The sequence below is a fragment of the Clostridium sp. AF22-10 genome (assembly GCF_003478725.1).
In the GTDB taxonomy this organism is placed as follows: Bacteria; Bacillota; Clostridia; order Lachnospirales; family Lachnospiraceae; genus Otoolea; species Otoolea fessa.
Genome location: NZ_QUFZ01000006.1, coordinates 142,013 through 166,540 on the forward strand (window position 1 = coordinate 142,013; position 24,528 = coordinate 166,540).

Genomic DNA, 24,528 nt, shown 5'->3' on the forward strand with positions numbered 1-24,528 from the left:
TGGAAATATAGGACGTGCTTTTGTATAATAGATATAGAGAAAAGACAGCAGACGAATGATGGCAGGAGGCATGATAAAAGAATGGCAGGTACAAAGCAGTGGAGGGCGGCAGATGGGAGACTGCAGCCGGGATTTCAGACAGCAGGTTTTACATTGAAACAGGTGGGAAAACTGCAGGCGCTGGGAGCGCAGACACTGTATTTTGAACATGAGAAAAGCGGGGCGTCCCTGTTTTATATCAGAAATAAAGATACAAACCGGGGATTCTCGATTTCCTATCGGACACCGCATCTGGATGAGACGGACACGAATCATGTGTTTGAGCATTCGGTACTTGCTTCCTCTGATAAATATCCGAGTAAGGATATTTTTTTTGATCTTTGCAGCAAGACATACCACACATTTGTAAATGCATTTACCTATATACCATTTACGGCATATCCGGTGTGCAGCCAGAGCGAGGAACAGCTGCTTAAGATGGCAGATGTGTATTTAAGCTGCATGAAAGCGCCGGGAATCCGGCGGGAACGCCGCTTTTTTGACCGTGAAGCGGTCCGCTATGAGCTGCGCGACCGCAAAAGCCCGATTACGCTGGCAGGAACGGTGTACAGCGAGGATTTCGGCATGCTGAATGATACAGATAATGAGGCACTGCGGAATGTTTTGCGGGCGCTGTATCCGGGGGAGACGGCGGCAAATGCGAATGGACAGGCGCACCGTTTTTATAAGGATCTGACGTATGAACATACGATGGAGATGTATGATCGATTTTATCGGTTCGATAATGCTCTGATTTTGTTGTATGGGGATCTGGACTGGAAACGGTTTCTGGCATTCCTGGATAAAGAGTATCTGTGTGATGCAAAGAAAAGCTATGGAAAAGAAGACGGATGGAGTTTCCAGTCAGGCAGCGGGCGACAGGAAAAACAGGAAATGCAGAATATAGGGATGAGTGCGTTTTACAGCCCCGAGCCAGATAGTTTGGAAAATGGGGGAGAATCATTCTTCCGTCAGGCAACCGTTCCCAGTCCTGCTTACCGGGGAGACGCATCGGAGAATGCGGCGGTGGTATCGTATGCGATGGATCTGAGCGGCATTTCATGGGAAAAGCTGATCCAGTACAGCATCATTGCGGGAATGATGAATGTGGATGGATCGGTTTTCAGGGAAAAGCTGCGGACGGCGGGCATCCATTGTGATGCGAGCGCATCGGTGATGATGGAGCAGAAAAGCCATTTTTTGTTTTCGAAATGACAGACAGCAGTCCGAAGGATGCAGAACGGTTCCGGCAGGTGTCGGATGAGACATTGTGCGAGATGCAGGAGCGCGGGATCGACCCGTCAGTGGTGGAGACGGCGCTCAAGGCGCGGGCGATACATGATTATACGGCAGGCGAAGATACGGATGTATTTGCGGATTCGATCGTGCCGGAAGTCAGCCTGAAATGGGCACTGACGGGCGATGCGGATGTGTATGCGGATGAGGCGGCAGCCTATGATTCTCTGGATGCAGGGACGGCACAGGCGGAGATTCGCCGGTTTGCGGCAGAGCTTGGCGCGGCGAAGCGGCGGGTTCTTGTCACGACGGTTCCGACGCCGGGGATGGCAGAGGCGATGGAGCAGGAGCGCGACGCGTATCTGGCGCAGATGAAGGCGGAGATGAGCGAGGCAGAGCTGGATGCGCTGATTGCGAAGACCCTGGATTTTGATGCGTGGAATGCGTCGGAGTGTTCGAATGCGGATTTTATGATCCGGGTCGATGAGCTTCCGCCGCCGGAAGAGACGCCGGAATATCAGATATATGAGATAAATGGGATTTCGATCTATGAATCGCCGTCGGATCTGGAAGCGATCAGCTATAACCGTTTATACCTGGATTTGAGCGGCGTGCCGGAAGAGGACCGTTTTTACATTCCTTTATATACAATGTTTGTTTCAGAGCTTGAAAATGCCCGGTATGGCAGAATGGAAAAGGAAAATCAGATTGAGCGCTATCTGCATGATTTTTCCATGAATGAGGGACATCCGGAGGTTCGGGCGGGACGAAACAGCCATCCGACGCTGGCGGTCAGCTGGTATGGGATGGCGGAGGATTATGAAGAGAGCCTGTATGTCCTGTTGGAACTCTTATCACATCCACTGTGGAGAGATAAGAATGCGGTTCTTCAGGCACTGGATGAGACGATTCCGTCCTGTGATGAGTCGCGCAGTGATGCGTATTCGCTGGCGGTGCGTCTGGCGGCATCTGGCTATAGCATCAATACGCGGTATCAGGAATATGTCGGCGGACAGGCGTTTTATGAGTTTTTGAAAAAACTGCGCGGGCGACTGGAACAGGAGGATGCAGCGATCTTCCAGCTGGCAGAGAAGATGGAGGAGGTGCGCGACCGCATCCTGCATGGAACAGCGGTGACGATCCTTCATGTTGCACCGAGGGAAAATCTGGAATGGATGCGGAATTGTGCGGGGCGGATTCTGGGAAATCTGCGGGGAGAACAGATGCCAGACCATGAGAATAAAACGGAAAACAGAGGGGAAAATGCTGGGTATACTTTCCCGGTTCCGGCGCGCAGGGAGGCGGTAATTGTGGAGAGCTCCAGCCAGTATACCGTCTTTTCGGCAGAGCTGAGCGCTGTAGATGGATTTTCCGGGCGGATTCTTCCGTATGTAAATGCGCTGGATGACCGGTATTTTGTGCCGCAGCTCCGTTTTCAAGGTGGCGCCTACAGCGCGTCGTTTGCATTTACGCCGACGATGGACCGGATCGTGGCGAGTACATACCGGGATCCGAAGGTCAGTGAGACGATCGAGGCGATCCGGGCGGCAGCGGGTGTATTGGAAAAACTGCAGCTTTCGGAGGCAGATCGGAATGGCTATATTTTAAGCAGTTACGGCAATGCGACGGCGCCGTGCGGATGCCTGGGACGGCGGATGGCAGCGATGCAGTATGCGTACAATGGCCTGGATATTGTACAGATCCGTCGTTGGACAGAGGAGATCCGTGAGACGACCGCAGAGGATCAGAAAGAGGCGGCGCGGATCATCCGGCGGCTTTTGGAAGAAGCGTGGATTGTGACGACTGGAAATCAGACGGCGATCGAGATGGATCGGGACTGCTTTGACCGGATCCGGGATTTCCGCAGTAAAATGGCTGAATAACCAGATCCATATTTATAGGGAGGTAGAGAGAATGCGTACAAAGCGATTGGGAGACATGCTTTTGGAGCTGGGACTGATCACAGAAGGGCAGCTTAAAGAGGCGCTTGACTATCAGGCGAAGGAGAAAGAACGTCTGGGAACAACGCTGATCAAGCATCATTATATCACGGAAGGTCAGCTGATCGATGCGCTTCGCATGCAGCTGGGCATTGACTATATTGATTTGACGCGGGTCGATATCAGCCCGGAAATGTCGCGTTTTGTGCCGAAAAACCTGGCAAAGAAAATGACGATCGTACCGGTGCGTATTTCCAAAGACCAGCTCTATCTGGCAATGGCGGATCCGCTGAACTTCATGGCGATTGAGGAAGCACAGCATACTTCCAAAAAGAAAATTGTGCCGATGATCGCCTCTGAACCGGCGGTGAAGCGTGCGATCAATATTTTGTATGGCAACGAGGGAGCGGCAGAAGCGATGGCGCAGATGCAGGCAGAGACGGCAGCGGCACAAGAGGTGCGTCAGGGGCAGACGGCGGCAAGAGAAGGACAGGAAAATGTGACGCCGATGATCCGCCTGGTCAATTCGATTATTGAGCGCGCCATTTCGGAAAATGCTTCGGATATCCATTTTGAGCCGACGGAGGAGGAGATGGTCGTCAGGATGCGTATCGACGGGCAGCTTCACCGGATCATGACGATCCCGTCGGAACTCAAGGATTCGGTCATTTCGAGGCTTAAAATCATGTCCCAGCTCGATATCGTCGAAAAAAGAATTCCGCAGGATGGTCGTGCGGTGATGCATTTAAGAGGAAAAGATATTGATATGCGTATATCCACCCTTCCGACCCTGTATGGAGAAAAAGTGGTTATCCGTATTCTGAAACGAAATGAGGAGACGCTGAACCGCCGCGGTATCGGTATTCCGGCAGTGGAGGATGCAAAGATTGATACACTTTTAGGGCTTACTTCCGGAGTTATCATGATTGTAGGACCGACTGGTTCAGGTAAATCTTCGACGATGTATACGCTGATCCGCGAACTTCTTTCGGATCGGACCAACCTGATTACACTGGAGGATCCGGTGGAATACCATATCAAAGGCGCGACACAGGTGCAGATCAATGAAAAAGTGGGGCTGACCTTTGCATCGGGTCTGCGCTCAGTTCTGCGTCAGGATCCGGATATCATCTGCGTCGGCGAGATCCGTGACGGTGAGACGGCAGAGATCGCGATGCGTGCGGCAATGACGGGACATCTCGTTATCACCACGATTCATACGGAAGATGCGATCTCGGCGATTGACCGTCTGCGAGATATGGGCGTGGCGCCATACCTGATTGCGGCGGGACTGCGAGGCGTTATTTCCCAGCGGCTGCTGAGGAAAATCTGTCCGAACTGCAAAACCCAGATTCAGCTGCCGAAAAAAGCGCTTGAGATGGCAGGAATCCCGGAGAAGCCTGGAAAATTATACTGGCAGGGAGCCGGATGCGATCAGTGCTTCCATTCGGGATACCGGGGCAGAATCGGTGTGTTTGAGGTAATGCTGATTCAGGAGGAGCTGCGCCGGTGCATTCTGGAAGGAGCTGACCGGACACGTTTCTTAGAGGCAGCCAGAAGAGCGAGCCAGTATGTTCCGATGCTGGAACACGCGCAGAAGCTGGTAGAAGAGGGTGTTTCGACGGTAGACGAGGTGATCCGGACGCTGCTGGCACTGTAAATGGTGCAGAAAGAGAAGAGGAGACAGATGGTATGTATGGAATCGAGGAATTAATCGCGCTGGCAGCTGAAAAAAGGGCATCGGATGTGCATCTGATTGCAGGGCTGCCGCCAAAATGCAGAATTGACGGCAGAATCGAGACGCTGACGGATGGCGGGCTGACGCGTGAGGATTGTGAGGAATATGGACGCCAGCTGGCAGGCAATGCGGCAGATCAGATCGAGGCGATCGGACAGCTGGATTTTAGTGCTTCGTTTGCGGGACGGCGTCTCCGTGTGAATCTGTTCCGGCAGCAGGGCGCGCTCTCTGCGGCGATCCGTCTTCTGGGCAGTACGATTCCGAACCTGTCGGAGCTGGGGCTTCCGGAAGCAGTGAATCAGTTTTCAAGCTGGAATAAAGGCATTATTCTGGTAACCGGCGAGACGGGAAGCGGCAAGTCAACGACGCTGGCGGCAATTTTAAATGAGATCAACCAGAATCGTCCGCTCCATATGATTACGCTGGAAGACCCGATCGAGTATGTCTATGAACCGGCGCAGGCGATCATCAACCAGCGCGAGGTGGGCGTGGATGTAGAGAGCTATGATAAAGGTCTTTATGCGGCGCTCCGTGAGGATCCGGATGTTATTCTGATTGGAGAGATGCGTGATCCGGCGACGATCGAGACGGCGCTGATGGCGGCGGAGACGGGACATCTTGTTTTTTCCACCATTCATACCAATTCGGCAATCGACAGCATTGACCGGATTGTGGGTGTTTTTCCAGAGGATAAACAGCCGCAGATCCGGATGCAGCTCTCGATGACGCTGCGGGCGGTGCTGTCACAGCAGCTGGTGTCGAGGGCGGGTGGCCAGGGCAGGGCGGCAGCTTGTGAACTTATGATGCTCACGCCGGCGATCCGGAATCTGATTCGCGATGGAAAAACACCGCAGATGCAGAGCTATCTGCTTTCTAGTGCAAAAGAGGGCTCTATTACGATGGATAATTTTCTGATCCGTATGGCGAAAGAGGGCGTGATCACACCGCAGACGGCAGTCGATGCGTCCCAGGACCCGCAGGAGCTGAGAGAGAAACTGGCGGCGGTGCAGTATTAATAATATGGTAAAAACGGGTGAATGAAGCCTGCGAGGAATGCAGATTACTAGAAAACATAAAAATGTATGTTTGTGTAAATACTGAGATTGTAGCGAAAGTTTGAACAGTATATTTTTGACAATGTTTTTATGTTTCAGGAGGAATTTTATGCAGGCAGGTAAATCAAGCATCCAGTTTGAGCATCCGCCCATCATCACATCGGCGGCATCGATCGTGGGGCAGACGGAAGGCGAGGGACCGCTGGCAAGTTTTTTTGACCGGGTGGAGCCGGATCCGACGTTTGGGAAAAAGTCGTGGGAGGAGGCGGAGAGTGAATTGCAGCGCCAGACGGTGCAGAAATGTCTGGATAAGGCGGGCAGACAGGCGGCGGATGTGAATTGCCTGTTTGCGGGAGACCTGTTGGGACAGATTGTGGCGACCTCGTTTGGTGTGGAGTCGTTTGATATCCCGTTTTTCGGGCTTTACGGCGCCTGCTCGACGATGGGAGAGGCGATGATTCTGGGGGCGATGGCAGCAGGGGCTGGCTATGCGGACCGGGTTCTGGCGCTGGCGTCGAGCCATTTTGCTCGGCAGAACGGCAGTTCCGGTTTCCGCTGGCGTATGGGAATCAGAGACCGCAGTCCACAACCTGGACGGTGACCGGGTGCGGGTGTGTGATGATCGAGGGAAATGAGAAAAATGAAGGGAAAAATGGGCGCAGAGCGAAAGAAAATGCGTCAGAATCACTGAAAAATGCTGGACAGGAAAAATTGCATCCCAAATTTCAACCTTGTATCTCAGCTGCCACCCCCGGAAAGATCGTCGATATGCAGATGCGCGATTCCATGAACATGGGGGCGGCAATGGCGGTGGCGGCGGTTGACACAATCTTGCAGAATTTCCGTGATTTTAACCGGAAACCATCTGACTATGACCGGATCATCACTGGCGATCTGGGAATGGTGGGGAAGGAAATCTTGCTTGATTTTATGCGCGAGGCAGGACAGGATATTTCCAGCATCCATATGGACTGCGGGATCGAAATGTTTGACCCGAAGACGCAGGATACCCATTCGGGCGGGAGCGGCTGTGGTTGCTCGGCGGCGGTGCTGTGCGGCTATATTCTTCCGAAAATACAGGTGGGTGAGTGGAAACGCGTCCTGTTTGTGCCGACCGGGGCGCTGCTGTCCCAGATCAGCTTTAATGAGGGGCAGAATATGCCGGGGATTGCCCATGGAGTGGTGCTTGAGGGAAAAGAATCGTTCGGTGAATGATAGGTATTTGCAAGAAACTTTAGAGAGGGAGTAAAAAAATGGACTATATCAAAGCATTTGTGACCGGCGGACTCCTCTGTGCCGCCGTGCAGATTCTGATGGATAAAACGAAACTCATGCCGGGGCGGATCATGGTACTTTTGGTGGTATGTGGCTCGATTCTCGGTGCGATCGGATTGTACGAACCGTATGCCAAATGGGCGGGTTCCGGGGCAACAGTGCACTGCTGGGGTTTGGGAATACGCTCTGGAAGGGTGTGCGGGATGGAATAGATAAGGATGGGGTTCTGGGGCTGTTCACCGGCGGATTCACGGCGGGTGCGGCGGGGATTTCCGGGGCGTTGATCTTCGGCTATCTGTCGTCGCTGATTTGCAAACCCAAGATGAAGGATTAGAGAGAAGACGAAAAAAGGAAAAGTAAAAGAAAGCAAAGCAAAAGAAAATCAAGTTGAGGAAATAAAAAGCTGCTGTAAAAGAGGCATATGAATGTCACTTTTTACAGCAGCTTTTTGCAGATATATTATTTTGCTGTTAATGCTCCGGATTCGCTGGGACAATCGGAATATTATTTCCATTCCGTCCACTTCCCGTCATCGGGCGTGGAACCACAGAGTGGATCGGAGCCGATAGATTATCTGAATCGGGGCTGTAGCCCGGAGCTGAGAAATCGGCGCTCTCAGAAGGATGGATGATCGTGGACGAACCATTGTGAATCTTGCACTCGCCCGGCATGGAGAAGCGGGAATCGTCCGTTTCTCCGCCGTCTTCCGGAACGACCATAACTGTCTTGGAAATCTGCTGGTTCGTCGGGCAGAAGGCAGTCGAGATGCCGCCGGAGGCGGAGCAGATTGTCACGCGGGTGTGGTGATCGCAGGTCTCGGTCGGAACCGTGCCCTTCGCGAAATATTCAGTGTAGACGGCCGTTCCGCGCGGGTCACTGCTGCAGACGCCGGAAACCGGAAGCTTGCCGGATTTGCGGCATACTTCAGCAGTTTCAATGCTGTCCGGAACCGTAAATCCGGGGTCGCTTAAGCTCTCATGGACACGTGTCATGATATTTCGCCAGATGCGCTTGTGGTAACTGGTACCGCCGTTTGAAACGGTGCCGCCTTTTAATGGCTGGTTATTGTCACATCCGCCCCAGATACCGGCAGTGTAGTACGGCGTAAAGCCTACAAACCAGACGTCGACGTTGCTGGTGGTCGTACCGCTCTTTCCGGCGCAGCTCATATTGGGAATCGCCGCTGTCGTACCGGTCGATTTAACCCCGGAACCGGAACGCGTATACATTGTATTGCTCTGCATAACATCCTGCATCGCGCTGGTTAAAAGATAGGCGGTAGAGTCTTTGAGCGCCTGCCGCGTCTCCGGTTCATTGTCGATCAGTATCTTTCCGTTGCGATCCAGAATCTTAGTAAAGAAGATAGGCTTCGTGTAGGTGCCGCCGTTGGCGATCGCCGCAAATGCATTTGTCAGTTCCAGGTTGCTGACGCCCTTTGTCAGACCGCCGAGTGCTGTCGAGAGAGTCTGATCCTGGCTTACGAGGGAAGTGATTCCCAGCCGTTCGGCATATTCGACACCGAGCTGCGGCGTTACCGTGTCCGCCATGCAGCGCAGGGCGACGATGTTCATGGAATAGGTAATGCCGTCGCGGATCGTGTGATAGCCCTTGTAATCGCTGCCCCACCAGTTTCGGAACTCTTTTTCACCGGAAGAGTATGGTCCGTCATAGTAAACGGTTGATAGGGTCGCGCCGCAGGCATCCAATGCCGGGGCAAAGGAGGAAATGACCTTGAAGGTCGATCCTGGCTGCCGCAGGGAGTCGGTCGCACGGTTTAAGGTGCGGTTTGCCGTCTTCTGTCCGCGTCCACCGTTGATTGCCTTGACATAGCCGGTGGACTGTTCGATCAGGACGAACGAGGTCTGCGGCTCTAAAATCATGGTAACTGATTCACCGAGAACGGTGCTTCCGTCCTGCGTGAGGGCGGTGCGGTACTCATCGATCGCCGTTTGCGCCTCTTCCTCGGAATTAAACAGCCCGTCAAAACCGCTTTGTCCCTTGACCTGCTGGATCCATGTTTTCAGAGTTTCCTGTGAATAATGCTGCGTTTCCCCGTCTGGATGGGTCAGGGAAAGGCGGTATTCAACCGAATAGCGAGCCGCGTCGTAGTTGGCAGGATTGTTGACTTCCTCATCGACGATTGCCTGAATCTGCGGATCCTGCGGGGTATAAATCTGCAGTCCGCCGCTGAACAGAAGATTGGACGCCTGCGTGTCAGTATAGCCGAGCTGCTCTTTGAGTGCTTCGGTGACCTGGCTGATCAGCTCGTCCGTGTAATAGGAGTACGGTGTCTCATTTTTCTTGAGCGCCGTGTCGACATTCTGGATACGGGCGTAGACGTCGTCCGCCAGTGCTTCCTCCTGTTCTTCTTTTGTGATATAGCCCTGCTCATACATTGCCTGTAAAATGACCTTGCGCCGGGCGGCATTTGCCTCCGCGCCGCTGATCGGATTCAGCTTTGACGGATTCTGTGTGATACCGGCGATGACCGCGCACTCAGAAAGGGTCAGATCGGAGACGTTCTTATTAAAATAGCGCAGCGCCGCTGCTTTGACGCCCAGCGTATTGCTGCCGAGGTTGATCGTATTTAAATAGTTCGTTAAAATGACCTTCCGATCGACGTTTTTTGTCAGCTGCAGCGCCAGATATTGTTCCTGGATTTTTCGTTCGATTTTGGAACCTTTGCTGGTCTCCATACCGCCGTTGAAGACGGTATTTTTGATGAGCTGCTGGGTCAGGGTGCTGGCGCCGCCTTTATAATTATTTGTCAGGACACCGACCACGGCGCGTGAAATGGAGCGCAGATCGATACCGCTGTGTTGCCAGAAACGCGAGTCCTCGATGGAGACGAATGCGTCGATCAGATCCTGAGGAAAATCCTCGTAGGATGCTTCAATTCGGTTCGAGTTGGAACCAACCAGCGTGTCGGTCACTTCCCCGGCGCTATTATATATAGTAGAAAAATATCCGCTTGGAGTGAAGCTGTCCGGGTTGAAGTCCGGCGAACTGTCCAGAATGCCTTTAAACATGCCGATAAAGGTGCTGACACCTGTCACGCAGAGAAACAGAACAAGAACAAAGGCAGTCTTGAAGAAGGTCAGAAACAGCCGGTTGGCGTATTTCTTCTTCCGGGAATTGGCTGCCCGGATCCGTTTCTTGGTTGCTTTTACACCGTAATTCATGAGAACCTCCTTTGGGTTCGTAGTGGTTCATTCTATTAATAAATACAGTATTTCCAATTATATCAAAATTCATGGGATAAATAAATACTATTGTCATGAAGTTTTTTTTACGGTATCATAAAAGATAAGGTTTGTTACTGGGCACGTATGCGTGAACAGTAACTAAGGTTTACAAGCGGTTAAAGAAGTGAAAAAACGTCCGTTTTAAGGATGCGTAGTGTATAGATGGAGGGTAACTGTTCAGCAGGTCTGCGCATTTACTGAACAGTTACGATGGAGGAATAATCATGAAAGAGCGCTATAAAATCGTCTATCAGGGCGGAGAGGGCGAGATTGTGGAGAAGAAGTCCCGCTTTATCGCGGAGATCCGCCCGGTGGAATCGGAAGAAGAGGCGACGGCATTTATTGCGGAAGTCAAGAAAAAATATTGGGATGCGAGACATCATTGTTCGGCATTTACGATCGGAGAAAATAACGAGGTGGCGCGTTGCAGCGACGATGGAGAACCGGCGCAGACGGCGGGACGCCCGATGCTGGATGTGCTGCTGGGACGTGAGCTTCACAACGTCTGTGCGGTCGTGACCCGGTACTTTGGCGGGACACTTTTAGGAACCGGCGGACTGGTGCGGGCATATGGCGGCGCGGTTCAGGAAGGGCTTAAAAGCTGTGTGGTTCTGGAAAAATGCCTGGCTCGCAAATGGAAGATCGGGACAGACTACAGCGGGCTTGGAAAGGTGCAGTACATTTTGGCAGAAGCAGAGCTGCCGATTCTGGACAGCGAGTACGGCGAGGGCGTGGATCTGACGATCCTGGTGCCGTTTGACCAGGCGGGAGCAGCGGAGAAGAAGCTCATAGAGGGCACAAATGGAAGATGCCGGATCGAAAAACTGGATGAAGTTTATTTTGGCATGGATGACGGAAAAATCATTTTATTGTAAAAAAAGATTGAATAATGGATAAAAAAATGCTAAAATAACAAGCTGTATTATTTTGTGGGCGGATCCTTTGCCAAAGACGAAACGGCAGGATGCTTGTCTGTGACAGAAAATAATTATTAATTAGTACATGTAATGAATCATCATAAGAAAAGAGAGTAAGCAGATATGAAAATGAAACGGGAAGATGTCAGAAACGTTGCAATTATCGCTCACGTTGACCACGGTAAAACGACGCTGGTAGACCAGCTGCTCCGCCAGAGCGGTGTATTCCGTGCCAATCAGGAAGTAGTCGATCGTGTCATGGACTCTAACGATATTGAGCGTGAGAGAGGTATCACGATTCTGTCCAAGAATACGGCTGTTAATTACAACGGCACCAAGATCAACATTATCGATACACCAGGACATGCGGACTTCGGCGGCGAGGTAGAGCGTGTTCTTAAGATGGTAAACGGCGTTATCCTTCTGGTAGACGCATACGAGGGCGCGATGCCGCAGACCAAATTCGTTCTGCGTAAAGCACTGGAACTGGATCTGCCGGTTATCGTATGTATCAATAAGATTGACCGTCCGGAAGCACGTCCGGAGGAGGTTGTGGACGAGGTTCTCGAACTTCTGATGGATCTGGATGCATCAGACGAGCAGCTTGACTGTCCATTCTTATATGCATCTGCACGTTCTGGATATGCAAAGAAGAACCTGGACGATCCGAATGTGGATATGAAGCCACTGTTCCAGACCATTCTGGATTACATCCCGGCGCCGGAGGGAGATCCGGATGCAGAAACACAGGTTCTGATCAGCACGATTGATTACAACGAGTATGTAGGACGTATCGGCGTTGGTAAGATCGACAACGGCTACCTGAAAGTAAATCAGGACTGCGTCATCGTCAACCATCATGAGCCGGACAAGTTCCGCAAAGTTAAGATCGGTAAGCTCTATGAGTTTGAAGGTCTGAATAAAGTAGAAGTACAGGAAGCAAAGATCGGTTCGATCGTAGCGATTTCCGGTATCGCAGATATCCACATCGGTGATACCCTGTGCTCCCCGGAGAAACCGGAGGCAATTCCGTTCCAGAAGATTTCTGAGCCGACCATTTCCATGGATTTCATGGTAAACGACAGCCCGCTGGCAGGTCAGGAAGGTAAATTCATCACTTCCCGCCATATCCGCGAGCGCCTGATGCGGGAGCTGAATACCGACGTCAGCCTGCGTGTAGAGGAGACAGACTCCGCTGACTGCTTCAAGGTGTCCGGCCGTGGCGAGCTGCATCTGTCCGTTCTGATTGAGAACATGCGCCGCGAGGGCTTTGAGTTCGCAGTCAGCAAGGCGGAGGTACTCTACAAATATGACGAAAGAAACCGCAAATTAGAGCCGATGGAGATCGCTTACGTCGATGTACCGGATGACTTTACCGGTGCTGTTATCCAGAAGCTGACCAGCCGTAAAGGCGAGCTGCAGGGCATGAGCCCGATCGGCGGCGGATACACAAGACTGGAGTTCTCGATTCCGTCCAGAGGTCTCATCGGCTACCGCGGCGAGTTCATGACCGATACAAAGGGAAATGGTATCTTAAACACCAGCTTTGACGGCTATGCACCGTTCAAGGGCGAATTAAGTTACCGCAAACAGGGATCCCTGATTGCATTTGAGGCAGGCGAGTCCATCACCTACGGTCTGTTCAATGCCCAGGAGCGCGGAACCCTGTTCATCGGACCGGGCGTTAAAGTTTACTCCGGCATGATTGTCGGACAGAGCGCAAAACCGGAAGACATCGAGTTAAACGTCTGCAAAACCAAAAAGCTGACAAACACCCGTTCTTCCAGCGCCGATGAAGCCCTCCGCCTTGTTCCGCCGAAAATCATGAGCCTGGAGCAGTGCCTCGACTACATCGATACCGATGAACTTCTCGAGATCACCCCGACCAGCTTACGAATCCGTAAAAAGATTCTTGATCCGACTCTGAGAAAGAGAGCGATGATCAGCCGTAAAAATAGCTAAATAATCGTAAAGTGGGAGCAGCCGCGCAAGCCAGCTGCTCCTTTTCGTATATTCAAGCGAGAGATATCTAGGAAACGACGCGCCCCGCCGTTTCCGTCCCTCTGCCGATCCCATTCCCTCTGTCGATTCATGTCCCCCACCCTGTCGAAATTTCCCCCTCACTTCTTCTTCTAAAACGGTCATTCCCCTCATACATATATACAGTAAGAAGCAGGACTCCAAGAACCTGCCGTGAAAAACTGCAAAAAAGAAGAGGAGAGAGATACTATGTCGGAAAAAATGATTGAAAACAACAAGGTTAGCGTGATTGGTGAGGTCGTATCGGAATTTACATTCAGCCACGAAGTATTCGGGGAAGGATTTTATATCGCAGACCTGGCAGTCAGCCGTCTGAGCGATCAGGTGGACGTGATTCCACTCATGATTTCAGAACGGCTTCTGGATGTATCGAAAGACTACCGCGGAATGACGATGGAGGCGATCGGCCAGTTCCGTTCCTACAACCGTCATGAGGGCGCGAAAAACCGTCTGGTGCTGTCTGTGTTTGTCCGTGAGATTCATTTCCTGGAAGAATTTACGGATTACACCAAAACCAACCAGATTTTTCTGGAAGGCTATATCTGCAAGGAGCCAATCTACCGGAAAACACCGCTGGGACGCGAGATTGCCGATATGCTGCTGGCGGTCAACCGTCCGTATGGAAAATCCGATTACATACCGTGTATTGCGTGGGGCAGAAATGCCCGCTATGCGTCCGGATTTGGCGTGGGAAGCCACGTGTGCGTGTGGGGGCGCGTGCAGAGCCGTGAATATACGAAGAAACTGAGCGAGACAGAGTGCGAGAAACGTGTGGCATACGAGGTGTCGGTCAGCAAGCTGGAGTGCGTGGAAGAATAGGATAGGTTTAGGATGTTACAGCAAATTTTGAAGCCGGTTATGCAATCTATAGGACATGATAAATGGCTGGTTTTGCCATAGCTTGCCAAAACAGATAAAATATGCTAGAATAAGGCAGTTTACAGAATTCGTAAAACGATTATTGGATGGATAGAAATAAAACACACAGACCTGTGTGTAAAAAGACATCAGGAAAGACAGTCTGTGCGCCAGCGCAGCGGGAGGCACAGAAAGAGGAGAGGGAAATGAAAAAGGGGAAAGTTCATATCATCTTCGGCACCGGGATGGGAAAAACAGCGATGGCACTGGGACGTGGTGTCAGTGCAGCCATGCACGGCCGGAAGGTAATTATGATACAATTCTTAAAGGGAGTGCTGAGCCATGAGACAGCAGATGGGTTAAAACAGCTGGAGCCGGCATTTAAAGTATTCCGATTTGAAAAACAGAATGAGTATTATGAAAATCTCTCTGAAGAAGGCAAAAAGGAAGAGCTCTGCAATATTCAGAACGGGTATAATTTTGCAAAAAAAGTACTCTGTACCGGCGAATGCGATATGCTGATTCTGGATGAATTTCTTGGGGTGTTAGATCAGAAACTGGTCGGAGACGATGCCCTGGAAACACTGCTGGCAGCGCGCGAGGAGAATGTCGATCTGATTCTGACCGGAAAAGTATGCCCGGCTGGGGCAGAGGAGCATGCAGACGAGGTGACGCGCCTGGAATGCCTGAAGCCGTCAAACGATCATGCGTGCATGAACGGTTGACAAGTATTCAAAGTAATGCTAAGATAGAAAAAACAAGTAGAGGTTGCGTTGATTATCAGTAAGCGGTCGGATGCGGCAGGTGCAGGAGAAGACAGCTGAAAGGATGATACGCCGAAGGGCTGCGGCGCCTGTATCTGCAGTTCCTGGGTGCAGGATGAAGAATTCTGTAACTGTCATCGACAGATGGGGAGCTACTGGGAGTTTGGATTTGAATTCATAGAGCTGGCCATTGTGCCAGCTTTTTGTACGCTCAGGATCGACAGGCTGCAAACATTCGTTTGAAGCAGGGACAGAAACGGACTCTGGAATAGAAACTCAGCCATCGTGCAAAAGAATAAGGAGGAAACAAAATGTCTATTTTTGAAGGAGCAGGCGTAGCGCTGGTAACGCCATTTCATGAGGATGGAAGCGTAAATTATGAGAAACTGGAGCAGATCGTAGAAGAACAGATCGCTGGCGGTACAGACTGTATTATCGCCTGCGGTACGACCGGCGAGGCGGCTACATTAAGCCATGAGGAGCACATCGAGGTGATTCGTTTCGTATGTCAGGTCGTAAATAAGAGAATCCCGGTTGTAGCAGGAACCGGTTCCAACTGCACAGAGACAGCGGTATATCTGTCTACCGAAGCGAAAAAGGCAGGCGCAGACGGACTTCTGCTCGTATCCCCGTATTACAATAAATCAACCCAGAAGGGTTTAAAGGTTCATTTCTCAGAGGTCGCAAAGGCAGTTGATCTTCCGATCCTTCTGTACAATGTACCGAGCCGTACCGGCGTCAATATCACCCCGGAGACGATCGTGGCACTGTGCAAGGAATATGAGAACATCGTCGGTGTCAAAGAAGCAAGCGGCAATTTCTCCGCGATCGCACAGATTGCAAGCCTGTCAGGCGGAACAGTAGATATTTACTCAGGCAACGACGACCAGACGGTTCCGATGATGGCACTGGGCGCAAAGGGCGTTATCTCCGTATTATCCAACGTGGCACCGCGTCAGGTACATGATATGTGCGCGGCATTCAAGGCTGGCGATGTAGCGAAGGCAAGACAGATGCAGATAGATGCAATTCCACTGATTGAGGCGCTGTTCTGCGAGGTAAACCCGATTCCGGTTAAGGAAGCGATGAACATGATGGGCGAGGAAGTGGGTCCGTTCCGTAAACCGTTAGTGGATATGGAACCGGCAAACCGCGATCGTCTGAGAAGAGAACTGGTAAATTACGGAATCAGCCTGAAAGAGTGATAAGAACCGTTAAAATTAGGATGAGATAGGGAAATGAGGTTTTAACAGATGGTACGAGCAATTATGCATGGCTGCAATGGCGCCATGGGACAGGTTATTTCCGGAATCGCAGCGAAGGACGAGGAGATCTCTATCGTTGCGGGTATTGATATGAGAACCGAGCAGAAAAATGATTATCCGGTTTTTGCGTCTCTGAACGAATGTAAGGTAGAAGCGGATGTTGTGATTGATTTTTCCAATGCAGCAGCTGTCGATGAACTTCTCGACTGGTGTGCAGAGAAGAAAATGCCGGTTGTTTTGTGTACGACAGGACTTTCCGAGGTACAGCTGGCAAAGGTAGAAGAGACGGCAGAGAAGACAGCTGTTCTTCGCTCTGCAAATATGTCTCTTGGTATCAATATGCTCTTAAAGCTTCTGAAAGAAGCAGCGCAGATTCTGGCTCCGGCTGGATTTGATATTGAGATTCTGGAGAAACACCACAATCAGAAGGTGGATGCTCCGAGCGGTACGGCGATTGCGCTGGCAGATTCGATCAACGAGGCGATGGGCAATACATACCATTACAAATACGATCGTTCCGCTACACGTGAGAAACGTGATGCGAAGGAGATTGGTATTCAGGCGATCCGCGGCGGCACAATCGTAGGCGAACACGATGTCATTTTCGCTGGTCAGGATGAGGTGATTACCTTTAATCATACAGCTTATTCCAAGGCGATTTTCGCAAAGGGTGCGGTACAGGCAGCCAAATTCCTGGCAGGAAAGCCGGAGGGACGGTATGATATGGCGGATGTGATCGGTTAAGAGATTTTATACAGATGTGAAAATGGAACCCCGACTGTGAGTAAGTTTATCCACTCACAGCCGGGGTTTTCATTTCTGGAACTTTTCCCGCCCTTGTGTTTGTGGATGAAAGCTTCTGAAAATCAATTTGTCAAGGCTAGTGTATCATTTTTTTACATCTTGTGTAAAAAAAATGACATCTTGTGCAGTGCAAATTGTAGAAAAATAAAACAAATGATAAGATGAATACAACAAGAAAAGCTTGAAATCGTGAAAAAGAAGAAAAACTCCAGAACAAAAATACATGAAAGACAGCTTTTCGATCAATACGAGGAGGTATGCTATGAGAAAACGCAAATGGATGAAGGCGGGTGCCTGTGCACTCAGTGCCGTTTTGATCATGGGCTTGTATGCCGGACCTGCTTTTGCCGAATGGGTAGGTACAGGAGCTGCAAGAGCCTACATCCTAAATGGACAGGTGCAGACAGGCTGGCAGCAGATCGATGGAAAATGGTATTACCTGAATGAACAGGGAGCACCGCAGATCGGCTGGGTAAAAGACGGGGACAAACAGTATTTCTGTACGGCGTCGGGGGAAATGGTCAGCGGTGTTGTCTGGATCAATGGAAAAACCTATTATTTTGGCACACCGGACAGTGGAGAGATGGCAACGGGCGTTGTCAGTATCAACGGAATTCCTTATACGTTTGAAAACGATGGCACATCGTTCGGCGGCCGCAAGCCGAGACCGGCGAGAAGCTTTGAGGTAAAAGTGGCAGAAGACGGAACGATGACCATCTTAGAGACGACCAATGCCGATACACCGAAGCTGAATTCCAGAACATCCAAAGAACGCAGACATTCTGGAGGCGGCGGTGGAAGTGAAACGCCGAGTGTGGTACCGAGTGATGCACCGGCGACGAAAGAACCGACCGAAAACCCGACGCCGAGCGTGAAACCGACCCAGCCGGAAGAGACGGAAGGGGATACAACAACGGAGCCGCCGCAGCCAACAACGGAGCCGTCGCAGCCAACAACGCAGCCAACAGATCCGTGATCAATCTGAAACTAAGAGTACGAAGTGAAAATAATCGGCCAAGTTCAGATTTGGGGCGATTACAATCATCTATAATTTAACCTTGTTTTTGCTCTCCTGCATATAGGATGATGGAAACAGATTCATATACTCTCGAGCTCTTTCCTGCGTATGTGCAGGGAGGAGCCCGGGAGTATATAAGTTAGAGCGATGAGAAAGAAACGGCGTGTCTGAGGGGAGTGCCACTGAAATGGAGCACTTAAAAAGTCGTTAAAGGAGGTGCCAGAATGAAATCAGTTTACTGTATCGCCATTACGGCGTGCCTGACTGTCATCTGGCTGTATGAGGAAAAGAAAAAGCGGGGGATGGCGGGAAGCTTTGCTGGAAAGCAGCGGCCGGGTATCTGATTACGCGCTTTGTATTCTTTGCCATTTCTAATCAGGAGGTTCATGGCTTCCTGGAAGTCATGGCAATGGATCTGGTGACAGCCGGACTTTTATATATTTTGTCCGGGAAAAACAGAAGCCGGGAATCAGCGTGGGAATGCCTGTATCTTTATATCTGGAATCCGATCCCGGTATTATCTGTTCTTTCACAGGGCAAAAAGCGGATGCTTTTTATCTGGCTGGCGGTATTGATTCTTTTCATGGGCAGTTCGTGGATAGAGCGCTTCAGAGCGCGCCTTGGAATAGAAAGATTCAAAAAAATTGAAATTCTTCTCACGGCTGCGGGAACTGGCATACTCTGGGCGCGGGATATCACCGGAGAGCGCTTCGGACAGTGCAGTCCGGGAGATGAATTTTATCCGCTGATGCTGATGTTTTTTGCGGTACTGGGTGTGGGAACCTGTGTATATGGAATCGCTTCTTATGTTGGAATAATACATGAAAAATGTCAAATTCCTGAATCGAAAGTCGAGCTGGATGAAGCAAAAGCGGCACGCTGCGTATCAAAACGAATGACGGGGAGTGAAAAAATAGATGCCGGGAAGAGCTTGGGAATAAAATCCTGTGAAAAGAACACAGAGTCGGAAAAGACCGGCGCGCCTGGGCCGGCCGTGACTGGTGTATGGCAGCAGGATTGACAGTTCTCTTTGCTGTGATGGCATTTGTGAATCTTGGAAGCATGAAGGCACCGCAGACTGCGTATGAATTTGAAAAAAATGATAGCCACGGAAATGAGATGGTGCTTCGGTTTGATGGAAGTGTGACTATCTCAGAAGCGCAGGTTTATCTGGGTGGAAAGGAGAAGAGACATTTTGTATGCTCGGTTCCGAATGCCGAGGGAGATGGTTGGGATGCCATCGGGGAAGAGACAGAATTGTTATCTGTATACTGCTGGAATCCAGTGGAAATTCATTACCGCACTTACGAACTAGGGATCGTGTCGATGGATGAGAGTGCAGAGGTTCTGGAAATCGTTCTTCTGGATCCGGATGGAAATCCGATCCTTCCATCCAATGCAGATGATTATCCAGAGGCATTTGATGAGCAAGAATTGTTTCCGGCGGATACAACCTATGAATACCAAAGTATGTTTGATGAGGTTTACCATGCCAGAACGGCAAATGAGATAGTAGAAGGGCGTACAATTTATGAGACAACGCACCCACCGCTTGGAAAATGGTGGATGAGTCTGGGAATCCGCGTATTTGGAATGACACCGTTTGGATGGCGGTGTGTATGCGCTCTGTTTGGCATCCTGATGGTGCCGGTCAGCTATGCGTTTATGCGGAAAATCAGCCGGAGTACATGGATTGCCTCATTTGCAGCACTGTTGATAGTCTTTGATTTCATGCACTTTACATTGTCAAGAATCGGAACCATTGATGTGATAGTGGGATTTTTTATCCTGCTTACCTTTTATCTGATGTATCTGGTGCTGGATGACCTGAAAATGGGATGCAGCTGGAAAACGGTGTGTCTGATGATTTTAAATGGCATGGCAGCTGGAGCGGCGATGGCATCGAAGTGGACAGGGGTATATGCCTGCGCGGGGATTGCAGTCCTCTTTTTTACATTTTTGTTCCAGGAATATGGGACAGCTGCGGCACGGACCAGAAAGGGAATGTCTGGACAGGCGGCGATAAGTTACCTGGCGGGGCTGTCTGTCATCTGTATCGCTGCATACATTTTGATTCCGGCAGTGATTTACGTTGCATCCTATCTTTCTTATGGAAATGGTATGGGAAATGGAAATGTTTTCCAGACTATGTGGGAAAATCAACAGCTTATGCTTCATTATCATGAGAAAACGGTGTTTGAACATCCATATGCCTCTGAATGGTATGAGTGGGCCTGGATTAAACGACCGCTTCTGGATGCATACACGTCGCTTAAGTCTGGTAAAATCAGTGTGGTTTCAACTTTTGGAAACCCGGTAATCTGGTGGTCGGCAATTCCGGCGCTATTTTATACTATATACCTGTGGCAGATTCGACAGGATAAAATAGCGGGATATCTGTGCATTTCCTATGCTTCTATGCTGTTTCCGTGGTTATTTATCCACAGAACCGTGTTTATCTATCAGTATTTTGCGTGCAGTATGATACAGATTTTAATGCTGGGAAATTGTCTGCATTTTTTCTGGGAAAGAGATCCGAAACGAACCAGGAAAGCAGCGCTGCTGTATCTTGCAGCAGTGATCGGCGCGTTCCTTCTTTTCTATCCGGTGCTGTCTGGATATCCGGTAAAACAGGAATTTGCCGAGCAGTGGCTGGAATGGCTGGAAGGTTGGGTGTTGTCATGAAAGAAAAAAAGAGAGACTGGGCGATCAGCGCTGGCTTTCTGGGGGTGCTTTTGACGGCTTATGTGATAAATTATAGATTTGGTTTTCTGGAAATTCTTGATTTTCATATCGAGAAAGTAAAGAAAGCATACCCAGCTTATTTTGGCACCTATGACCGGATGGGTGAATTGACTGCATGGTTGAATAAAATCGAAAATCTGTTGTGTATCGGACGGAATGGACAGCATCGCTACAATAACATGGATCATTCGATGATGACAGCATTTTGTGCAGTGGATCTCCTTCTGGCGGGAAGTGCGGATAAGGAGCATATCTGGAGTGTGAATACAGAAAAAGCGTATCATGAGAAAAAATAAACTGCCTAAAAACCACAACTTTCAGTTCGGAAAAGCCCTGCCTGTGAGCCGCATCATCTTTACAGATTTTTTTCTATTTGTTATAGTAAAAATGGAGAGGCACCTGCGGGAGGAATGCAGATGTCAGAGAAACATAGAAATGCACAAAAATCAATGCCGCAAAGCAGAAAGCTGTTTAAATATCAAAAACGGAAGATTCGCCGCTATCTGAAACGCGTCCGCTGGCGGAGGAAGCGGAGGCAGAGGTATTTTCTGTATGGACTTGCACTGGCTGTATCCATGTACCTGGCGAGTATATGGAAGATGCGGGAACGGATCTGGTCGATCCGAGAGATGGATGTGATCGAGTATGAACTGCCGGAGGGGGAAAGAGCAGAGAATGGGGCGGAGGAAGCGCCTGCAGACTGGCAGGAGAAGAGAACAGTTGAACGGGAAAATGCCGGGGAAACATACGGAGCGACAGAAAAAACGGGAACTTCCACGAAAATCCGTCTGCATCTGAAGACCGGAGAGCTGGAAATCCTGCACGAACGGGTGGAATCAGAAGGAGAGTGACTGTTTGCGGCAGGAAAAACGTTTGGCCGGGCATGAATGATGAATGGAAGAGCAGGAACGGTTACTGTGGCAAATTCCGTTATTGGGAATGTATGCGTGAACAGTAACCAAGAACGAAAGAGCTGCAGCCGGAACAGCGAAAAGTGATTGATTTTGAAAAGTGCCTGTATTATAATTTGCAGGTAGGATATTGAGAAAAAGTGTCGGTGACGCCTTCAAATGGCTGCGAAAGAGACTATTTTCCATACCCTGAAAAAAGAAAGCGAGGTAAATTAGCCATGTACGACAGATATGTAAGCCCTCTTTCCGAGCGCTATGCAAGCAAGGAGATGCAGTATATTTTCTCTCCGGACAAGAAGTTCCGCACCTGGAGAAGACTTTGGATTGCGCTGGCAGAGACGGAGAAGGAGCTTGGCCTTCCGATTACGCAGGAGCAGATCGATGAATTGAAAGCACATAAGGATGAAATCAATTTTGATGTTGCTAAAGAGCGTGAGAAACTGGTGCGCCACGATGTTATGTCTCATGTGTATGCGTACGGCGTACAGTGCCCGACAGCAAAAGGAATCATCCATCTGGGTGCAACTTCCTGCTACGTAGGAGACAACACCGATATCATCATTATGACAGAAGCCCTGAAGCTGGTACGTAAGAAACTGATCAGTGTTCTGGATGAGCTGGCTAAATTTGCTGATAAATATAAAGCACAGCCGACCCTGGCATTTACCCATTTCCAGCCGGCACAGCCGACCACCGTCGGCAAGCGTGCAACTCTGTGGATGATGGAGCTCAAGCAGGATCTGGATGATCTGGATTATGTGCTTGGATCCTTACGTCTCCTTGGCTCCAAGGGAACAACCGGTACACAGGCAAGCTTCCTGGAGCTCTTTGATGGGGATCATGCAAAGTGCCGCAAGGTAGATCAGATGATCGCGGAGAAGATGGGTTTTGATGGCTGCTATCCGGTATCCGGACAGACCTATTCCCGTAAGCAGGATACACGTGTATTAAATGTTCTTGCCGGTATTGCACAGAGTGCCCATAAATTCTCCAACGATATCCGTCTTCTTCAGCATCTGAAAGAAGTAGAAGAGCCTTTCGAGAAGAATCAGATCGGTTCCTCCGCTATGGCATATAAGAGAAATCCTATGAGAAGCGAGCGTATGGCTTCCCTGGCTAACTACGTGATGGCAGACGTGATGAACCCGATGCTGGTTGCATCTACCCAGTGGTTTGAGCGTACATTGGATGATTCTGCGAACAAGCGTCTGAGTGTTCCGGAAGGCTTCCTTGCAATTGATGGTATTCTGGATCTGTACCTGAATGTCGTTGACGGTCTGGTTGTATATCCGAAGGTTATCGAGAAACACATGATGGCAGAGCTTCCGTTCATGGCAACCGAGAATATCATGATGGATGCAGTAAAGGCAGGCGGTGACCGTCAGGAACTGCATGAGAAGATCCGTACTCTGTCGATGGAAGCTGGAAAGAATGTGAAAGAGAAAGGTCTGGATAACAACCTTCTCGAGCTGATTGCAGCGGATCCGGCGTTTAATCTGTCCTTAGATGACCTGAAAGCAGCGATGAAACCGGAGCGCTACACCGGCCGTGCAAAAGAGCAGGTAGATGAGTTCTTGGCAGAGGTAATCCAGCCGATTCTGGATGCAAATAAAGAAGATCTGGGCGTGAAAGCAGAGATTAATGTCTAAACAGGATTTACATGGAAGTGTGAATCTGGAGTATTACCGGGTATTTTGCAGCGTGTGCGAATGCGGCGGCATCACGGCGGCCGCAGAGGCACTCTGCATTTCCCAGCCGGCGGTCAGCCAGGCGGTCCGACAACTGGAGACCGCGCTTGGCTGCCGCCTTTTTTTGCGGACATCCCGCGGCGTGAAGCTGACGAGCGAGGGAGAATTGCTTCTGTCGTATGTCAGACGGGGAATTGATGCGATACAGGACGGGGAGACGATGCTGCGGCGCATGAAGGACCTGGAAACGGGCGAGATCCGCATTGGCGCGAGCGATATGACACTTCAGTTTTATCTGCTTCCATATCTGGAACAATTTCATGAGCAGTATCCGAATATCAAGGTGACGGTTTCAAACGGTCCGACGCCCGAGACCCTTGAAGCACTCTATCAGGGACACATTGATTTCGGTATTGTCAGCACACCTTTTGAGACCAAGCAGGCGGTAAAGAGTCTTCCGGTTCAGGAGATCCGCAATGTGTTTATAGCCGGACCCAAATACGCAGCCCAGTTAAAGGGCAGAAAACTTTCATATAAAGAGCTGTTGAACTGCCCCTGCATCTTCCTGGAGCGCAATACCAGTACGCGCCGCTTTATGGATGAGTTTCTGGCAAAGCGCGGGGTTCGGCTGGAGCCGGAGTTTGAACTGGCCACCAGTGAGATGATTGTCCAGTTTGTTAAGCGGAATCTGGGAATCGGCTGTCTTATGTCGGATTTTGCATCGGAGGCTCTTGGAAATGGGGATGTTTTTGCGTTGGAATTTGACGAAGAGATGCCATCCCGTGAGTTTTGTCTGGTGGCAGCTGAGAAATCCTGGATGTCCCCAGCGGCTGCGAAGCTTTTTAAGCAGCTGGCGAAGGTAACCACATGAGAAAAATAGGAGCTGCAAAGTAGCGGTTTTTCAAATTACATTGCCTGGCATATGTGTGAGCATCAATAGTATAAGTGTTAATTATGTAGCTTATAAATAATATTGATTTTACTTATATA

General features: G+C 50.1%; 18 protein-coding genes, 2 pseudogenes and 1 riboswitch. Of the genes and pseudogenes, 19 read left to right on the forward strand and 1 reads right to left on the reverse strand.

From position 1 onward, the window contains the following. Positions 1–81: 81 nt before the first annotated feature. The 6 genes and pseudogenes from DWX91_RS06390 (at position 82) to DWX91_RS06415 (ending at position 7,617) form a co-directional block, all read left to right on the forward strand. Positions 82–1,254: a hypothetical protein gene (locus tag DWX91_RS06390; protein ID WP_118481721.1), complete on the forward strand. Its 1,173-nt coding sequence runs from the start codon at positions 82–84 to the stop codon at positions 1,252–1,254. Continuing rightward, the gene (locus DWX91_RS06395; protein ID WP_118538515.1) at positions 1,251–3,158 is read left to right on the forward strand and encodes a hypothetical protein; all 1,908 of its coding nucleotides are present in this window, start codon (positions 1,251–1,253) and stop codon (positions 3,156–3,158) included. Before DWX91_RS06390 ends, DWX91_RS06395 begins: the two co-directional genes overlap by 4 nt. 31 nt (positions 3,159–3,189) lie before the next feature. Further along, positions 3,190–4,875 carry a GspE/PulE family protein gene (locus tag DWX91_RS06400; RefSeq protein WP_118538517.1) on the forward strand — a complete coding sequence of 562 codons (1,686 nt, stop codon included), beginning with the start codon at positions 3,190–3,192 and terminating at the stop codon, positions 4,873–4,875. A gap of 32 nt (positions 4,876–4,907) precedes the next feature. Further along, positions 4,908–5,969, forward strand: a complete 1,062-nt coding sequence (locus tag DWX91_RS06405; RefSeq protein ID WP_118538519.1) for a type IV pilus twitching motility protein PilT — start codon at positions 4,908–4,910, stop codon at positions 5,967–5,969. Positions 5,970–6,117: 148 nt separating this feature from the next. Continuing rightward, positions 6,118–7,223 (forward strand): annotated as a pseudogene (locus DWX91_RS06410) (stage V sporulation protein AD). Positions 7,224–7,261: 38 nt separating this feature from the next. After that, positions 7,262–7,617: pseudogene (locus tag DWX91_RS06415) on the forward strand (SpoVA/SpoVAEb family sporulation membrane protein). 136 nt (positions 7,618–7,753) lie between these two features. On the opposite strand, the gene DWX91_RS06420 reads toward DWX91_RS06415, so the two are convergent. Further along, positions 7,754–10,465 (reverse strand): transglycosylase domain-containing protein, encoded by a 2,712-nt coding sequence (locus DWX91_RS06420; protein ID WP_118472484.1) that lies wholly within the window; start codon positions 10,463–10,465, stop codon positions 7,754–7,756. A gap of 287 nt (positions 10,466–10,752) precedes the next feature. Here DWX91_RS06420 and DWX91_RS06425 point away from each other — a divergent pair, with 287 nt between their 5' ends. From DWX91_RS06425 to DWX91_RS06485, 13 genes are all read left to right on the forward strand, one after another. After that, the gene (locus tag DWX91_RS06425) at positions 10,753–11,403 is read left to right on the forward strand and encodes a YigZ family protein (RefSeq protein WP_118467482.1); all 651 of its coding nucleotides are present in this window, start codon (positions 10,753–10,755) and stop codon (positions 11,401–11,403) included. 165 nt (positions 11,404–11,568) lie between these two features. After that, positions 11,569–13,407, forward strand: a complete 1,839-nt coding sequence (gene typA, locus DWX91_RS06430; RefSeq protein ID WP_117795171.1) for a translational GTPase TypA — start codon at positions 11,569–11,571, stop codon at positions 13,405–13,407. Between the two features lie 267 nt (positions 13,408–13,674). Continuing rightward, positions 13,675–14,304, forward strand: a complete 630-nt coding sequence (locus DWX91_RS06435; RefSeq protein ID WP_022359532.1) for a single-stranded DNA-binding protein — start codon at positions 13,675–13,677, stop codon at positions 14,302–14,304. 245 nt (positions 14,305–14,549) lie between these two features. Next, the gene (locus DWX91_RS06440) at positions 14,550–15,068 is read left to right on the forward strand and encodes a cob(I)yrinic acid a,c-diamide adenosyltransferase (RefSeq protein WP_022359533.1); all 519 of its coding nucleotides are present in this window, start codon (positions 14,550–14,552) and stop codon (positions 15,066–15,068) included. Positions 15,069–15,097: 29 nt separating this feature from the next. Next, a riboswitch (Lysine riboswitch) is annotated at positions 15,098–15,270 on the forward strand. A 148-nt stretch (positions 15,271–15,418) separates the two neighbouring features. Further along, a complete protein-coding gene (dapA, locus tag DWX91_RS06445) occupies positions 15,419–16,312 on the forward strand; it encodes a 4-hydroxy-tetrahydrodipicolinate synthase (protein ID WP_107001534.1) in 894 nt (297 codons plus the stop codon). 48 nt (positions 16,313–16,360) lie between these two features. Continuing rightward, on the forward strand, positions 16,361–17,116 hold the full coding sequence (gene dapB, locus DWX91_RS06450) for a 4-hydroxy-tetrahydrodipicolinate reductase (RefSeq protein WP_107001533.1): 756 nt from the start codon (positions 16,361–16,363) through the stop codon (positions 17,114–17,116). Between the two features lie 322 nt (positions 17,117–17,438). Then, a complete protein-coding gene (locus DWX91_RS06455; protein WP_182431305.1) occupies positions 17,439–18,152 on the forward strand; it encodes a hypothetical protein in 714 nt (237 codons plus the stop codon). Between the two features lie 451 nt (positions 18,153–18,603). Next, positions 18,604–19,215 (forward strand): hypothetical protein, encoded by a 612-nt coding sequence (locus DWX91_RS06460; protein WP_147354390.1) that lies wholly within the window; start codon positions 18,604–18,606, stop codon positions 19,213–19,215. Next, a complete protein-coding gene (locus tag DWX91_RS06465; protein WP_118538523.1) occupies positions 19,200–20,879 on the forward strand; it encodes a phospholipid carrier-dependent glycosyltransferase in 1,680 nt (559 codons plus the stop codon). Before DWX91_RS06460 ends, DWX91_RS06465 begins: the two co-directional genes overlap by 16 nt. Next, a complete protein-coding gene (locus DWX91_RS06470; RefSeq protein WP_147353133.1) occupies positions 20,852–21,235 on the forward strand; it encodes a hypothetical protein in 384 nt (127 codons plus the stop codon). Before DWX91_RS06465 ends, DWX91_RS06470 begins: the two co-directional genes overlap by 28 nt. A 120-nt stretch (positions 21,236–21,355) precedes the next feature. After that, the gene (locus DWX91_RS06475) at positions 21,356–21,790 is read left to right on the forward strand and encodes a hypothetical protein (protein WP_118472488.1); all 435 of its coding nucleotides are present in this window, start codon (positions 21,356–21,358) and stop codon (positions 21,788–21,790) included. Positions 21,791–22,068: 278 nt separating this feature from the next. Further along, positions 22,069–23,499, forward strand: coding sequence for an adenylosuccinate lyase (gene purB, locus DWX91_RS06480; protein ID WP_107001528.1), 1,431 nt, complete (start codon positions 22,069–22,071; stop codon positions 23,497–23,499). Continuing rightward, complete coding sequence (locus tag DWX91_RS06485) at positions 23,492–24,409, forward strand: LysR family transcriptional regulator (protein WP_118472489.1); 918 nt, start codon at positions 23,492–23,494, stop codon at positions 24,407–24,409. The genes purB and DWX91_RS06485 overlap by 8 nt, the downstream gene beginning before the upstream one ends. The last annotated feature ends 119 nt before the right edge of the window (positions 24,410–24,528 follow it).

Bases quoted from the DNA above. Each gene is read 5' to 3' on its own strand.
- DWX91_RS06440 (WP_022359533.1), top strand. From the start codon at position 14,550: ATGAAAAAGGGGAAAGTTCATATCATCTTCGGCACCGGGATGGGAAAA.
- DWX91_RS06460 (WP_147354390.1), top strand. From the start codon at position 18,604: ATGGATCTGGTGACAGCCGGACTTTTATATATTTTGTCCGGGAAAAAC.
- DWX91_RS06455 (WP_182431305.1), top strand. From the start codon at position 17,439: ATGAGAAAACGCAAATGGATGAAGGCGGGTGCCTGTGCACTCAGTGCC.
- DWX91_RS06485 (WP_118472489.1), top strand. From the start codon at position 23,492: ATGTCTAAACAGGATTTACATGGAAGTGTGAATCTGGAGTATTACCGG.
- DWX91_RS06400 (WP_118538517.1), top strand. From the start codon at position 3,190: ATGCGTACAAAGCGATTGGGAGACATGCTTTTGGAGCTGGGACTGATC.
- DWX91_RS06405 (WP_118538519.1), top strand. From the start codon at position 4,908: ATGTATGGAATCGAGGAATTAATCGCGCTGGCAGCTGAAAAAAGGGCA.
- DWX91_RS06465 (WP_118538523.1), top strand. From the start codon at position 19,200: ATGGCAGCAGGATTGACAGTTCTCTTTGCTGTGATGGCATTTGTGAAT.
- dapA (WP_107001534.1), top strand. From the start codon at position 15,419: ATGTCTATTTTTGAAGGAGCAGGCGTAGCGCTGGTAACGCCATTTCAT.
- purB (WP_107001528.1), top strand. From the start codon at position 22,069: ATGTACGACAGATATGTAAGCCCTCTTTCCGAGCGCTATGCAAGCAAG.
- DWX91_RS06420 (WP_118472484.1), bottom strand. From the start codon at position 10,465: ATGAATTACGGTGTAAAAGCAACCAAGAAACGGATCCGGGCAGCCAAT.
- DWX91_RS06475 (WP_118472488.1), top strand. From the start codon at position 21,356: ATGTCAGAGAAACATAGAAATGCACAAAAATCAATGCCGCAAAGCAGA.
- dapB (WP_107001533.1), top strand. From the start codon at position 16,361: ATGGTACGAGCAATTATGCATGGCTGCAATGGCGCCATGGGACAGGTT.
- DWX91_RS06435 (WP_022359532.1), top strand. From the start codon at position 13,675: ATGTCGGAAAAAATGATTGAAAACAACAAGGTTAGCGTGATTGGTGAG.
- DWX91_RS06470 (WP_147353133.1), top strand. From the start codon at position 20,852: ATGGCTGGAAGGTTGGGTGTTGTCATGAAAGAAAAAAAGAGAGACTGG.
- DWX91_RS06390 (WP_118481721.1), top strand. From the start codon at position 82: ATGGCAGGTACAAAGCAGTGGAGGGCGGCAGATGGGAGACTGCAGCCG.
- DWX91_RS06395 (WP_118538515.1), top strand. From the start codon at position 1,251: ATGACAGACAGCAGTCCGAAGGATGCAGAACGGTTCCGGCAGGTGTCG.
- typA (WP_117795171.1), top strand. From the start codon at position 11,569: ATGAAAATGAAACGGGAAGATGTCAGAAACGTTGCAATTATCGCTCAC.
- DWX91_RS06425 (WP_118467482.1), top strand. From the start codon at position 10,753: ATGAAAGAGCGCTATAAAATCGTCTATCAGGGCGGAGAGGGCGAGATT.